The organism is Microbacterium istanbulense (assembly GCF_037204145.1).
In the GTDB taxonomy this organism is placed as follows: domain Bacteria; phylum Actinomycetota; class Actinomycetes; order Actinomycetales; family Microbacteriaceae; genus Microbacterium; species Microbacterium istanbulense.
This window is the reverse complement of record NZ_JBBDGN010000001.1, coordinates 112,615-124,950: the sequence shown is the minus strand read 5'-3', so window position 1 is coordinate 124,950 and position 12,336 is coordinate 112,615. Positions and strand designations below refer to the sequence as shown.

Sequence of the window (12,336 nt, the reverse complement as noted above, 5' to 3'; positions counted from 1 at the left end):
CATGGAGCGGTGGCGTGCGGATGTGCTCGGCGATGAGTTCGAGCAGCTGACGCTCGAGCTGGGGGAGGACCCCGAGGGTCCGGTTGTCGCGACCCTCGTGCGCGCCCTCCCCGAGGAGCTGCCGTGGTGGCGCTTCGCGCATGATCAGCGCCCTCTCCACGACGTCGACGTGCTGTACGTGCACGGCTGGTCTGACTACTTCTTCCAGAAGCGGCTGGCCAGGTTCTGGACGGCGAAGGGTGCGCGCTTCTACGCCCTCGACCTGCGCAAGTACGGTCGCAGCCTGCGTGAGGGGCAGACACCGGGATTCACCACCGACCTCGCCGTTTATGACGAGGACATCGCTGCGGCCCTCGAAGCCAGAGGGGATGCCGACGGACGCCGCCTGGTACTGCTCGGGCACTCCACGGGCGGCCTGACCCTCAGTCTGTGGGCGGCGCGGCATCCGGGCCTCCCGGCGGCAGTGATCCTCAACGCGCCCTGGCTGGAGTTTCAGGTCGCCCGCTCGGCCGTGGCTCCCGTGGTCGAATTCGGGGCACGGTACTGGCCGAAGGACACCGCGCCCCAGGTCGACTTGGGGTTCTACACGCGCGCGCAGCGCGAGGTCGCCGACCCGGCGGATCCGGTGGAGGTGAACCTCGACTGGCGCCCGGAGCAGACGATGCCCGTGCACAGCGGATGGCTCAACGCCGTCCTCACCGGCCAACGCACCGTCTCGCAGGGTCTCGGCATCCCCGCGCCGGTCTGCGTGCTGCTGTCCACACGCACGGCGATCCCCGCGCGGTGGTCGTCAGAGCTCACCCGTGCCGACAGCGTGCTCGTCGTCGACGACATCGCCAAGGCGGCGCTCAAGCTCGGCCGCACGGTCACCGTCGAGCGCATCGACGGCGCACTGCACGACGTCTTCCTCTCGGCACATGATGCGCGAGAGGACGCCTACGCCACCCTGGACCGCTGGGTCACCGGGTGGAACGCGGCCTGTCGGTGATCAGTCGATCGCGAACAGCGCGCGTGCTGCGCGCTCTGCGCGCGGGCCGTCGGAGGTGTCGATCGCACGCGTGAGCTCGTCGCGCGCCTCCCGGGCGACGACCAGCTGCCGATGCGTCGGATGCCACATGCGCAGCAGGCGCAACAGTGCCATCCGCGGCTCGGCCGTCAGCGTGCGGTGCACGCTGTTGCCCGAGCTCTCGGCCAGGTGGTCGAACAGCGCCCAGTTCGCCCGGGATCGGTGGACGGCGACCTCGGGCGCATCGCGCGCGGCCTCGACCAATTCCTTGGCCACCTCGCGTTCCTCGTCCGACAACCGCGGCACCGCCATCGCGCACAGGATGCCAGCCTGGTAGCCGGCGTACTCCCGTGCGTCCTCGATCTCCTGCTCCGTCGGCTCGGTTACGCGCGTGAAACGGCTGGGCGCCATCTCGACCAGCCCGATCCGCTCCAGTCGCTGGAGCGCCTCGCGCACCGGTGTGCGCGACACGTTGTACTGCGCTGCCAGATCGGCATCACGCAGGCGCTCGCCCGGCGCAAAAGTGCCGTCCGCGATCGCATTCCCCAAGTGCTGAAAGACGTCTTCAGCAAGTAACTGTTTCCCCACGTACGGCGTCGCCGCATACGTTTCTTCCATGTGACACGCTCCCCAGTGCGTCTACGGCAGTAGAAACTCCCGTATGCGCACACTAGCCCTCAGGAGGCGTGCTCGCAAAAACTTGTACCGCGTCGACCAACGGAGAAGGATGCCGGAGCGCGGTCGCTCGGCATCCTTCGGTGTCCGTCGTGTGGCGCGTGGCGCCGATCTCAGCGGTAATTGATGAACTGCAGGTCGATGTCGAGGTCGGAGCCCTTAAGCAGCGCGATCACTGCCTGCAGGTCGTCACGGCTCTTGGACTGCACGCGCAGTTCGTCGCCCTGGATCTGGCTCTTCACGCCCTTGGGGCCCTCGTCGCGGATGATCTTGCCGATCTTCTTCGCGTTCTCGCTGGAGATGCCGTCCTTCATCGTCGAGACGATGCGGTACTCCTTGCCGCTGGCGACCGGCTCGCCCGACTCGAGGCTCTTCAGCGAGATGCCGCGCTTGATGAGCTTGGTCTGGAACACGTCGAGCACCGCCTTCGCGCGCTCCTCGGAGTTCGCGACGATGACGATCTGTTCGCCACTCCACGAGATCGAGGCGCCCGTGCCCTTGAAGTCGTAGCGCTGCTCGACCTCCTTGCGGGCCTGGTTGAGGGCGTTGTCCGCCTCCTGGTGGTCGACTTTCGAGACGATGTCAAAAGAGCTGTCAGCCATGTGTTTCAGTGTAGCGACGGCATCCGGCGGCCCGATGTGCCAATCTCGGTGCATGACTGCGTTTCCGCACCACGACGGTTCTCCGCTGTACGTCTCGAACGACGCACCCACGCTCGGTGAGCAGGTGACAGTGCGCCTGCGCGTGCCGGAGGGCTACGGCCCTCTGCGCGCGGTGCGCACGCGCTCGAACCCCGATCACGAACCCGAGTGGACGGATGCCGTGCGCCTGGGCGTCGCGGACGGCTGGGAATGGTGGGAGGCGCCGCTCACCGTGCGCAATCCCCGGCACGGCTACCGGTTCGCGCTCGTGCACGAGGACGGCCGCGTGGAATGGCTGAACCAGACCGGCATCCACACCATCGAGACGCTGGATGCCGATGATTTCGCGCTCGTGAGCTATCCCGCGCCTCCCGCGTGGTTGCATGAGGCGGTCATGTACCAGGTGTTCCCCGACCGTTTCGCGCGCTCTGCAGAGGCCGACACCCATGAGACGCCGGACTGGGCGATTCCCGCGGCCTGGGATGATCCCGTCGACCCTGTGAACCCGGGTCGTTCGCAGCAGTTCTACGGCGGTGACCTGCCCGGCGTCATCGAACATCTCGACCACCTCGTCGAACTCGGCGTCAACCTGCTGTACCTGACCCCGGTGTTCCCCGCGGCCTCCAACCACCGCTACGACGCCTCGCGGTTCGACGTCATCGACCCTCTGCTCGGCGGCGATGAGGCGTACCTGCGACTGATCGAGGCCGCGCATGAGCGGGGCATCCGCGTGATCGGCGACCTCACCAGCAACCACTCCGGCGACCGGCACGAGTGGTTCCAGGCCGCGTACCGCCATCCGGGGGCCGCGACAGAGTCGTTCTACTACTTCACGGATGCCGAGAACACGACCTACGAGTCGTGGCTGGGGGTGTCATCGCTGCCGAAGTTCGACTGGTCGTCGGACGAGCTGCGCGAGCGGTTCATCACCGGGGAGGACTCGATCGTCGCGCGCTGGCTGAAGCCGCCGTACAGCATCGACGGCTGGCGGATCGACGTGGCGAACATGACCGGACGCCTCGGCGCCGTCGACCTGAACGCCGAGGTGCGTCAGCTGCTGCGCGAGACCGTCGAGAGCATCAACCCGGACGCGATCCTGCTCGGCGAGTCGACCAATGACGCGGCGACCGATCTGCAGGGTGACGGCTGGCACGGAGCCATGACCTATCCGTCGTTCACCCGTCCCGTCTGGGGGTGGCTGAGCGAACCCACCGGTGAGCCGTATCTCACCTACGACGGAAAGACCGAGACCGAGCCGTGGTTCTTCACGCAGCCGATCGGCGGCATCCCGCGGTACACGGCGCGGGAGTTCGCCGAGGCCGTGACCCGCTTCACGGCCGGCATCCCGTGGCGCGTGCGCCTGGGCAACATGCAGCCGCTCGACACCCATGACACGGGTCGCTTCGCGACCAACGCGGCGCCCGGCACGATTCCGGTGGCGGTGGGGCTGTCGATGACCCTGCCCGGCGTCCCTGTCGTGTTCGCGGGGGATGAGTTCGGCCTCACCGGTGCCGATGGTGAGTCAAGCCGCACGCCGATCCCGTGGGGGAGCGTGGCAGAGCCCGAGGTGGCTGAGCGCCTGGATCTGTACCGCGACCTGATCGGGCTGCGGCGAGAGCATCCGGTGCTCGCGACGGGCGGTCTGCGCTGGCTGCACATCGATGACGACACCGTCGTGTTCGTGCGAGAGTCGGCCGAGGAATCGGTGCTCGTGCTCGCGACCAGGGGTGATGTCGACGTCGAACTGGCTCCCGGGCTGCTGGCCGGCGGGGATGCCGCGACCGATCTCGTGGGTGATGCGACGCTCGCCGCGGCCACGGATGGTGCCGTGCTGCTCACTCCTGACGGGCCCGCCTTCGCTGCCTGGCAGTTGCCGGGGGTGCGCACGCCCTGACGCGGTGCGCACCCTTGCCGGTGTCTTGCGTGACATGGTAGCTTGTCTCGCATGACAGTGGATGTCGGCTCGCAGATGCGCAAGGGCGTGGTGGAGTACTGCGTCCTGGGCCTGCTCGGCCGCGAGCCGATGTACGGCTGGCAGCTCGCCGACGCGCTGACGCAGGCGGGGCTGATCGCCAGCATCGGCACGCTATATCCGCTGCTGGGAAGGCTGCGCGACAACGGCTGGGTGTCGACCTTCGATCGCCCCAGCGACAGCGGCCCCGTGCGCAAGTACTACGAACTGACGGATGCAGGGGCGGCCCGCCTCGCGCAGTTCCGTGCCCAATGGATCCCGTTCACGCGGGTGGTCTCGGAGATGGTGGGAGAGGCAAGAGCATGAACGACACGAATGACAACCCAACACGCGACGACTATCTGCGCCGGCTCGATGATGCGATGCGCGATCTGCCGCACGGTGTCGCCGCCGAGATCAGGGCGGGCGTGACCGAGGAGCTCGCGGGGCTGGATGCCACCCAGGCCGCCCAGCGCATCGCCGACCTCGGCGACCCGGCCGACATCGCCCGCGGGGCGCGGGATGAGCTGCCGGGCGCGCCGGTGATCGTTGCGCCGCTGCCCGCGCCCAAGCCGCCGGTGACCCAGACGCGCGGTTTCGCGATCGTCGCTGCCCTCGCTCTGAGCTTCGGAGGGTTCGTCGTTCCGGGCGTCGGCTGGGTCGTCGGCGCCGTGCTCGTGCTGCTCAGCAGCATGTGGCGCCTGTGGGAGAAAGCTGTCGCGATCCTTGTGCCGCTCGCCGCGCTCCTCCTCGTCGTCATCGTCGGATCCGCCATGTGGATGACCACCGGGGAGGTCCAGAGCGGAAGCGCCTCGGGCACCTCCGCCGCCCCTGACCCGCTCAACAATCCGTTGGTGCCCGGCTGGTACGAGGTGATCTGGCTGACCGTCGTGGTCGGTGGGCTCCTGCTCATCCCGGCATCCGGACTCTGGCTGCTGTGGCGGATGCGCGGGCGCGCGGCATCCTGAGCGTGTCTGGCCCCACGTCCGTGCGCGGCGGGCGTACTCTCAGCCCATGACCGCTCGTGTCGGGGGACGCAGCCTGGTGATGAGCTGGGCGGTGGGCATCCTGTGTGCTGCCGTGATCGCCACGCTCATCTGGATCGCGGTGCCTGCCGCGCCGATGTTCCTGGACGGGCTTTTCTCGCTGCTCGACGCGACGATCGTGCGCTGACCGGCGGGTGCAGCCATGTGTCGACACATCGGCACGCCTCCCCGATGCCCGCGGAACCCGGCGATATTCTCTCAGGGCACGACCCTGATGAGAGGCGATCCCCATGAGCGACCCCGCGGTTCCTGAGAACGAGAAGCGCACAGACGACGACGTCGTCAACAGCGCCAACGAAGGGCTCGCCGAGGCCGACGCCGCGCGCGCCGACGTCGCCGGCCGCGACGCGTCAGAGGCCGACGGGCAGCACGATGCGGCTGACGCCGCGCCCGCCGCCGACGCCGAGACGGCGGACACCGCCGCCACCGAGCCCGCCGTCGACCCCGATCTTGCCGCCTTCGAGGCTGCCGAGCGCGATCACCCCGGCACGTTCAGCGCCGCCACCGAGCCGGCAGCCGCCACCGCCGCGACCGAAGAGGCCGTCACGCGTGAGCCGGCCGAGGCGCCGCACACGCCCACCGTCGCCGACACGGCGTATGCCGCCCCGGCCGCCGACGTCGCGACCGCTGACACCCAGGTGGTCCCCGCCGAGCCTGTCGTCGCCCCGGCGCCGGCCCCCGCTCCGCAGCCGATCTTCGTGCAGGCCCCCGAGGCGCCGCGCCCGCTGGGCAACCGCGGCACCGCCGGCGCCATCGGACTGCTCGCGACGCTGTCCTTCGCGGTGCTCTACCTGGGCGTGATCCTGGGTCTCGGCGCCATCCGCGGTGAGGTGACGGGCGAGAACATCGCGACCGCCGCGCTCGCTCCGCTGAGCACCTGGGCGTTCTGGGTGCCGGTCGTGGTGTTCTTCCTCTCGTTCTGGCTGCTGGGCGCGATCATCAACCGCGGACGCTGGGGCAAGTGGGTCATCTTCGGCATCTTCGTCGCCGCAGCGACCTATGGCGGGTACCTGCTCGGCCAGCTGTTCCAGGCGCCGTTCTGGCAGCTCACCGCCACACAGGGCGTGGAGCTGATCACCGAGCAGCTGTTCGCCCCGCTCGCCATCGCCACGTTCGTGATCGCCCGCGAGCTGACCGTGTGGTTCGGCGCGTGGGTCGCCCGCAGCGGTGCACGCAAGACGGTGCTCAACGCCGAGGCGCAGGCCGAGTACGAGCGCACCCTCGAGGGCGGGCCCCAGCCTGGCACGCTGAAGACATGACGCATGACAGAGACCCCCGCGGTGCACAGCCGGCGGGGGTCTCTGCGTTGACGGCGCTGACGGTGGGCTGGGTGTCGTTCGCGGCCGTCGCCCTGCTCGGTCTGGGCATGCTCAGCTACTTCGCCGAACTGGATGTCATCCCCGCCGAGGGCGCGTACCGCTGGGCGGGGATCGCCGCGATGATCGTCGCGATCGGCGGCTTCGCGGCGACGCTGAGCTGGATGCTGCGCCCGCCGCGGCCGTCCTATGCTTCGGCTGTCGTGGTCGGCCTGGTCGCGGCGCTGTTGCACCTGATCGTGGTGGCACTGGGCGCGCTGCTCGGGGGCGAGCAGGTGGTCGGTGCGATGGTGGCTGTCTCGATGCTCGTCACGCAGGGCGCGAGCCTGGTGATTCTGCTCGCGGGCGTCGTCGCTGCCTGGATCGCGATCGCCCTGCGGCGTACGCGCGCGGGTGCGCCGCGCTGGCCATGGGAGGACGGCGCAGACCCCGAGTGAGGCAGGCGCGCCATCGGCGTCATTCCGCGCCGCGCCGCCGGTGCCGACGTACTCTGTACTCGTGGAGCGCTCGTTGGAGACGCAGGTCAGCCAGGCCGTCGAGGCCTGGCTGCGATGGGTGCCCCGGTGGGCGCCTGCCACGCACCGTGGACGGGTCGCTCCGTGCCGCCGCTGCCTCGGATCCCCCATCCTCTCGGCCGCCGGAATCGGTGCCAACGTGCCACATGGGGTGCAGCACGGACTCTCCACGCGCATCAAGGCGATCGTCGACCAGGCCGTCGCCGAGTACACCGCACAGAACCTGCCCATGCTGCAGGCCGAGCTTGACCATCAGGCCGACCGCAACCGCGCGCGCAGTTATCGCCCGGCCGAGGGCCTCGAGCCCGAGTTCGAGGGCATGCCGCTCGACCCCGACCCGGTGCCCGGCGCTCCGTTCCTGTTCACGGTGGCCGGCATGGCCGACGAGGCCGCCGGCGAGCTGCCGCCGCTGCCGCCGTTGAGCGATGAGGCCAAGGCCGCCCTGCGGCAGGAGGTCGGCCTGGCCGACGACTACGCGAACATGGTGGGCCGTGAGATCTGCGGGCTGCTGCTGCGGCATCGTCTGCAGGTGCAGGCGGCGATCTCACAGTATGTCGAGCCGCAGATCGAGGCGATGCTCGCCGAACTCAGCGAGGCTCTCGACTCACCGTTCGACCCCGACGGGCCCTGATCGGGGCGGCGCCCTTCTCCGAGCATCCGCTGAGAATCGCGGATGCCGCTCGCGGAAGCGTGTCACGCTGGCTATCGTTTTTCGATAGGTATCTCTTGTTTATCGATAGGACGATTCATGCAACCGCGTGTCACCCTCGCCCTCAAGACGCTCATCGCCGCGATGCTCGTCATCCTCGTGTTCAGTCAGATCGTCGTGATCCCGGCGGTCGCGCGCGGCACGGCCGAGCACAATCCTGACCTGGCGTATCTCGAGGTGCCGGGCATCATCGGGGCGACACTCTTCCTTGCCGCGGTCGAACTCGTGCTCATCTGCATCTGGCGGCTCCTGTCGCTCGTGCGTATGGAGCAGATCTTCAGCGAGAAGGCGTTCCTCTGGATCGACGTCATCATCGGCACGTTCGTCTTCGCGGGGCTCCTCATCGGCGCTTCGCTCGTCGTGCTCGCGCTGGGGCGGGCGGTCAACCCGTCGATCACCCTCCTCGGGGTGCTCGGTGTGGTCGTCGGTGGCGCCCTGGCGCTGCTGGTCGTGGTGATGCGGGGTCTGCTCACCACGGCGCTGCAGCTCGAGCAGGATCTCTCCGAGGTCGTCTGATGCCGATCCTCATCGACATCGACGTGCTACTCGCACAGCGCAAGATGAGCGTCCAGGAGTTTGCGGATGCCATCGGCATCACACCGGCGAACGTCGCAGTGCTCAAAAACGGCCGCGCCAAAGCGGTGCGATTCACCACTCTCGACGCGATCTGCCGGGTGCTCGAGTGCCAGCCCGGCGACATCCTCCGCTGGATTCCTGAGGAGGACGCATGAGCGCCGTCACCGACTGGAACACGCAGGCGGTCGATCGCCTGCTCGACCGCGCACTGTGCCCCGTCTGTGCATCGGCCCGGCTCGTGCTCGGGCGCTGTCCCGCGTGCGCCGCCGATCTCAGCGGCCCATCGGGCGTCGAGCTCTGGGATGCCTCACAGCAGGCCGCCGCCGCGCTGCGTGCCCGCGAGGCCATCCGACAGCGGGTGCCGCGCGTCGCGATGACGGTGCCCGTCGCATCCCACGCGCCCGTCGCATCGCCGCCTGCCACCGCGCCGGGCGTGACGGCGCCACCACCCTCCGGCAGCGAGAAACCTGCCGCGGGCGCGGCGCGCAGCGCGACGCTGCAGTCTGTGCTGGCTGCCGCCGGAGCGTCGCTGTTCGCCATCGCGGCGATCATCTTCACCTTCCTCAACCCCGACCTCGCCGACCGTGCGGTGCGCGGATGGATTGTCGCGGCGGTGACCACGCTCTTCCTCGCGGCCGCGTGGCTGCTCGCCCGCCGGGGGCTGCGCTTCTCGGCCGAGGCGGTCGGGGCGCTCGGCCTCATCTTCGTCGTGCTCGATGTGCACGCAGTGGCGGCGACCGCTCCCACCAGCGAGGGCGCTCTGCTGCTTGCCGCCCCCGTGACGGCCATCGCTGCCGGGATGGTGCTCGCTGCGGCGCTCCGAACGGTCATCCGCGTCTGGCTGTGGGCATCCGTGGTGGCCCTCGTCGCGACACCGGCCATGCTCGGCGCGGCAGGCGGTACGGCGTTGCCGGCCGCACTCGGTCAGCTGGCCGCGGCGGCGCTCGCCGTCCTCCTCGTCGCGGGGCTCCCGCGACTTGCGGCGCGCGCCGGGGTCGACTCGCCCGCGCTCGGTGCCGAAGCGGTCACCCTCACCGTCGCGCAGTTCCTGCTCACCGTGACAGCAACGGCGACGATCGTGCTGCGCGCGGAGCCGCTCCCCGTCGCGCTGGTGCTCGCTCTCGCCGCTGGGCAGGCCCTGTTCGCCGCCCGCGGCGCGCTGCCGGTGCTGTGGAGCGCACTGGCCGGACTGTTCGCTGGCGCGGCCGCGATCGCGCTGATGGTCGGGGTGCTCCCCGGCATCCGGATCCCGGATGACGCCTGGATGGTGGTACTCGTCGTCGCCGCCTCCCTGCCGCTGCTCGCCACGGCCGCGGTGCCACTGAGCCGCGGGGTCAGCCGCCCGGCCCTCTGCGCCGGTGCTGGTGCCGTGCTCGCCGCCGTGCTGATGCCCGCGGTAGCCACCGCGCTGCTCATGGGGGGACGCACGGCGCTGCTCTTCGTCGAGACGATCCTGCGCGAGAACCAGAGCGTGCTCGGCAGCGAGCCGGTCGCCGACGGCTATCTGGTCGGGGTGGTGGCGAGCGTCGCGATCGGCGCCGCCGCGGTGGCGGCCTTCGGTCTGATGGCGGCGCGGCGCAGGGCGGGCGCTGCGGCCCGCACGGCGCTGCGTGGTGTCGCGATCTCGCTCGCCGCGCTCGCCGTCTGCGCGACCGCGGCGCTGCCGGGACTCACACCGGGGGCAGGGGTGACCATCGCGTTGCTCGCGGCGGTCGCCGGCATCCTGTGCGCGCGCGCCACGGCCGGGGTGCTGCGCGGGCTGCTGCTCGCCGGCGGCCTGGTGGCCGCGGTGCTCGGCGTCATGCTCACCTGGATCACCCCGCAATCGGTGCCGTTCGCCGGGCCGGCGACGGTCGTTGCGTTGGCGCTCTACGCGGCCTGGGGGCCACGGATCGCGCGGCCCGTCTTCGTCGGCGCCGCCTACGCCTATGCGCTGATCGTGCTCGCCGGCACGCTCGGTCTGATCGGAGTCACCGGTGTGGCGCAGCTGTGCCTGACGGCATCCGTCGGCCTGCTCGGCGCGATCGTCGCGACCTTCCTGCCCTGGACCGGCGCGCGCACCTGGCAGGCGGTGCTGCTGGTGGCCAGCGTGCCGTTCGGCATCGCCGTCGCGCAGGTCATGGTGCTGCGCAGCGGATGGACCGCCGTCTCGACCGCGGTCATGTTCGCCCTCGCGCTCACACTCACGCTCACCCGGCGTCCCGGTCTCACGGTGCTCGTGCGCACAGGGGCTGCCGCGCTGCTGGTGCCGACCGCGGCCGTGGTCATCGTGTGTCTGGGTGCCGAACTGCTGGAGCAGAGTGGTTCGCCGATCGTGCTCCCCGTGATCGCGGTGGTGGTCGCCGTCGTCTTGCCGAGCACCGCTGTGGTCGAGGCCGTGCTGCAGCGGAGGGGGCGCGGTCGCCGTGCGGCCCTAGCCGCGCGGATCGCCGTCGAGACATCCACGCTGCTCACCGCGGCCATCACGGTGCTGCTCAGCTTCGCCCGCGAAGCGGCGGGTCTCGGCACCGCGTGCCTGGTGCTGCTCATCCTTGGTGTCGGTGCGGCGCTCACTGGCGCGGTCGCCCGACGCCGGTACGGCTGGTGGATGGCGGGTGCCGCCTTCACCGCCGCACTGTGGACGGCGTGGGCGCTCGCCGGGGTCACCCTGCCGGAGGCCTACCTGCTGCCACCCTCGCTGGGCGCCGCTGCGCTGGCCGCCCTGCTCACCCTGCGCGGCGTCGCAGCGACCGGGCTGTTCTCGGCCGGGCTCGGCGGCGCGCTCGTGCCTCTCGTGGTGCTCTCCGCTGTGGCGTCACCCACCGGGGGAGCGCCGTCCCCCCGCATCATCGCGTTGTTCGCCGCGTCGGTCGCGCTGCTGCTGGCCGCGACGATGATGCACGGCTCGAAACTGCGCGTTGCCGGGCGGCTGCGCCCTCTCGGGCTGCCCCTGACCGTGGCGTCCGGTGTCGCCGCATCCGCGGCCACCGTGCAGGCGGTGCGATGGGGCGTGGGCGTCGATGTGGTGGGCGGATGGTCGGCGGCATCCGTGTTCCTCGCCGCGCTCGTCGCCGGTGCGAGCGCGATGGTGGTGATCGCGCTCGCCGCCCGGATGATCCGCCGTCAGTCCGAAGGGATGCCGGCGCTGCGGGACTCGCGCTGGCTCGGGGTGCCCGCGGTGCTCGCCCTCCTGGCAGCCGTATGGCCCGCCATCGAGCGGGACTGGTTCGTGATCTGGGCGATGTGGTCGCTCATGCTGGTCGTGCTGGCCGGCATGGTGATCGCAGCCCGGCGGGCGGTGCGCGGGGCGGTCGCGCCCCCGGTGTGGGTGCTGTTCGCCCTCGCCTTCATCACCGCGGTGGTGGCGTGGAGCCCTCGTGACCTGCGAGTCGAGTGGTTCTCGCTGCCGCTGGGTGCGGCACTGTTGCTGGCCGGAGCGCACGCGCTCGGGCTGGGGGATGCCGGGTCGCGCCGCGGCCGGTGGGATGCCTGGCCCGCGCGTCACACCGGATCGTGGGCATTGCTGGCTCCCGGCCTGACCGTGATGGTGTCTGCCTCGGTCGTGGCCACCTTCACCGATCCGCTCACGTGGCGGGCGATTCTGGTCATGGTGATCGCGCTCGCAGCCATCCTGTGGGGCGCGAGCAGCCGTCTGGCCGCCCCGTTCCTCATCGGTCTGATCGTGTTGCCGATCGAGAATGTCTTCGTCTTCGCCGTGCAGCTGGGACGGGGAATCGAGGCGATGCCGTGGTGGATCACGCTCGCCGTCGTCGGGGCGGTGCTGCTGATCATCGCGGTGACCAGTGAACGCAGGGCAGGCGAAGGCAGGGGAGTGGTCGCCCGCGTGCGCGATCTGCGCTGAGCGAACACCGGGGGCCTCGCTTGACCGTGCTCGTTACGGCGCATTACACTTGATCGAGTG

The 12,336-nt window shown here is 70.3% G+C and carries 13 protein-coding genes; 11 read left to right on the top strand and 2 right to left on the bottom strand.

The window, feature by feature from the left end:
• Position 1: 1 nt before the first annotated feature.
• Positions 2 to 988 (top strand): alpha/beta hydrolase, encoded by a 987-nt coding sequence (locus WDU93_RS00655; RefSeq protein WP_337316325.1) that lies wholly within the window; start codon positions 2 to 4, stop codon positions 986 to 988.
• Here WDU93_RS00655 and WDU93_RS00650 read toward each other — a convergent pair whose 3' ends face one another.
• Together WDU93_RS00650 and WDU93_RS00645 are read right to left on the bottom strand one after the other, a co-directional pair.
• Positions 989 to 1,624 carry a GntR family transcriptional regulator gene (locus tag WDU93_RS00650; RefSeq protein WP_337316323.1) on the bottom strand — a complete coding sequence of 212 codons (636 nt, stop codon included), beginning with the start codon at positions 1,622 to 1,624 and terminating at the stop codon, positions 989 to 991.
• Between the two features lie 170 nt (positions 1,625 to 1,794).
• Entirely contained in the window at positions 1,795 to 2,283 is a 489-nt protein-coding gene (locus tag WDU93_RS00645; protein WP_337316321.1) for a YajQ family cyclic di-GMP-binding protein, read from the bottom strand.
• A gap of 52 nt (positions 2,284 to 2,335) precedes the next feature.
• On the opposite strand from WDU93_RS00645, the gene WDU93_RS00640 reads away from it, so the two are divergent.
• The 10 genes from WDU93_RS00640 to WDU93_RS00595 all read left to right on the top strand — a co-directional run bounded on the left by WDU93_RS00640 (position 2,336) and on the right by WDU93_RS00595 (position 12,276).
• A complete protein-coding gene (locus WDU93_RS00640; RefSeq protein ID WP_337316319.1) occupies positions 2,336 to 4,216 on the top strand; it encodes a glycoside hydrolase family 13 protein in 1,881 nt (626 codons plus the stop codon).
• Between the two features lie 51 nt (positions 4,217 to 4,267).
• Complete coding sequence (locus WDU93_RS00635; RefSeq protein WP_337316317.1) at positions 4,268 to 4,600, top strand: PadR family transcriptional regulator; 333 nt, start codon at positions 4,268 to 4,270, stop codon at positions 4,598 to 4,600.
• Entirely contained in the window at positions 4,597 to 5,241 is a 645-nt protein-coding gene (locus WDU93_RS00630) for an HAAS signaling domain-containing protein (RefSeq protein WP_337316315.1), read from the top strand. The genes WDU93_RS00635 and WDU93_RS00630 overlap by 4 nt, the downstream gene beginning before the upstream one ends.
• A gap of 46 nt (positions 5,242 to 5,287) precedes the next feature.
• A complete protein-coding gene (locus WDU93_RS00625; protein ID WP_337316314.1) occupies positions 5,288 to 5,446 on the top strand; it encodes a hypothetical protein in 159 nt (52 codons plus the stop codon).
• A gap of 103 nt (positions 5,447 to 5,549) precedes the next feature.
• Positions 5,550 to 6,578 (top strand): ABC transporter, encoded by a 1,029-nt coding sequence (locus WDU93_RS00620; RefSeq protein ID WP_337316311.1) that lies wholly within the window; start codon positions 5,550 to 5,552, stop codon positions 6,576 to 6,578.
• The gene (locus WDU93_RS00615; protein WP_337316309.1) at positions 6,575 to 7,072 is read left to right on the top strand and encodes a hypothetical protein; all 498 of its coding nucleotides are present in this window, start codon (positions 6,575 to 6,577) and stop codon (positions 7,070 to 7,072) included. The genes WDU93_RS00620 and WDU93_RS00615 overlap by 4 nt, the downstream gene beginning before the upstream one ends.
• Positions 7,073 to 7,133: 61 nt before the next feature.
• Positions 7,134 to 7,781, top strand: a complete 648-nt coding sequence (locus tag WDU93_RS00610; protein WP_337316308.1) for a spermidine/putrescine ABC transporter substrate-binding protein — start codon at positions 7,134 to 7,136, stop codon at positions 7,779 to 7,781.
• A 117-nt stretch (positions 7,782 to 7,898) separates the two neighbouring features.
• Positions 7,899 to 8,375 carry a DUF2975 domain-containing protein gene (locus WDU93_RS00605; protein ID WP_337316306.1) on the top strand — a complete coding sequence of 159 codons (477 nt, stop codon included), beginning with the start codon at positions 7,899 to 7,901 and terminating at the stop codon, positions 8,373 to 8,375.
• Entirely contained in the window at positions 8,375 to 8,590 is a 216-nt protein-coding gene (locus WDU93_RS00600; RefSeq protein ID WP_337316304.1) for a helix-turn-helix domain-containing protein, read from the top strand. The genes WDU93_RS00605 and WDU93_RS00600 overlap by 1 nt, the downstream gene beginning before the upstream one ends.
• Positions 8,587 to 12,276 (top strand): SCO7613 C-terminal domain-containing membrane protein, encoded by a 3,690-nt coding sequence (locus WDU93_RS00595; RefSeq protein ID WP_337316302.1) that lies wholly within the window; start codon positions 8,587 to 8,589, stop codon positions 12,274 to 12,276. Before WDU93_RS00600 ends, WDU93_RS00595 begins: the two co-directional genes overlap by 4 nt.
• Positions 12,277 to 12,336 lie beyond the last annotated feature (60 nt).

Bases quoted from the DNA above. Each gene is read 5' to 3' on its own strand.
- WDU93_RS00655 (WP_337316325.1), top strand. From the start codon at position 2: ATGGAGCGGTGGCGTGCGGATGTGCTCGGCGATGAGTTCGAGCAGCTG.
- WDU93_RS00650 (WP_337316323.1), bottom strand. From the start codon at position 1,624: ATGGAAGAAACGTATGCGGCGACGCCGTACGTGGGGAAACAGTTACTT.
- WDU93_RS00645 (WP_337316321.1), bottom strand. From the start codon at position 2,283: ATGGCTGACAGCTCTTTTGACATCGTCTCGAAAGTCGACCACCAGGAG.
- WDU93_RS00640 (WP_337316319.1), top strand. From the start codon at position 2,336: ATGACTGCGTTTCCGCACCACGACGGTTCTCCGCTGTACGTCTCGAAC.
- WDU93_RS00635 (WP_337316317.1), top strand. From the start codon at position 4,268: ATGACAGTGGATGTCGGCTCGCAGATGCGCAAGGGCGTGGTGGAGTAC.
- WDU93_RS00630 (WP_337316315.1), top strand. From the start codon at position 4,597: ATGAACGACACGAATGACAACCCAACACGCGACGACTATCTGCGCCGG.
- WDU93_RS00625 (WP_337316314.1), top strand. From the start codon at position 5,288: ATGACCGCTCGTGTCGGGGGACGCAGCCTGGTGATGAGCTGGGCGGTG.
- WDU93_RS00620 (WP_337316311.1), top strand. From the start codon at position 5,550: ATGAGCGACCCCGCGGTTCCTGAGAACGAGAAGCGCACAGACGACGAC.
- WDU93_RS00615 (WP_337316309.1), top strand. From the start codon at position 6,575: ATGACGCATGACAGAGACCCCCGCGGTGCACAGCCGGCGGGGGTCTCT.
- WDU93_RS00605 (WP_337316306.1), top strand. From the start codon at position 7,899: ATGCAACCGCGTGTCACCCTCGCCCTCAAGACGCTCATCGCCGCGATG.
- WDU93_RS00600 (WP_337316304.1), top strand. From the start codon at position 8,375: ATGCCGATCCTCATCGACATCGACGTGCTACTCGCACAGCGCAAGATG.
- WDU93_RS00595 (WP_337316302.1), top strand. From the start codon at position 8,587: ATGAGCGCCGTCACCGACTGGAACACGCAGGCGGTCGATCGCCTGCTC.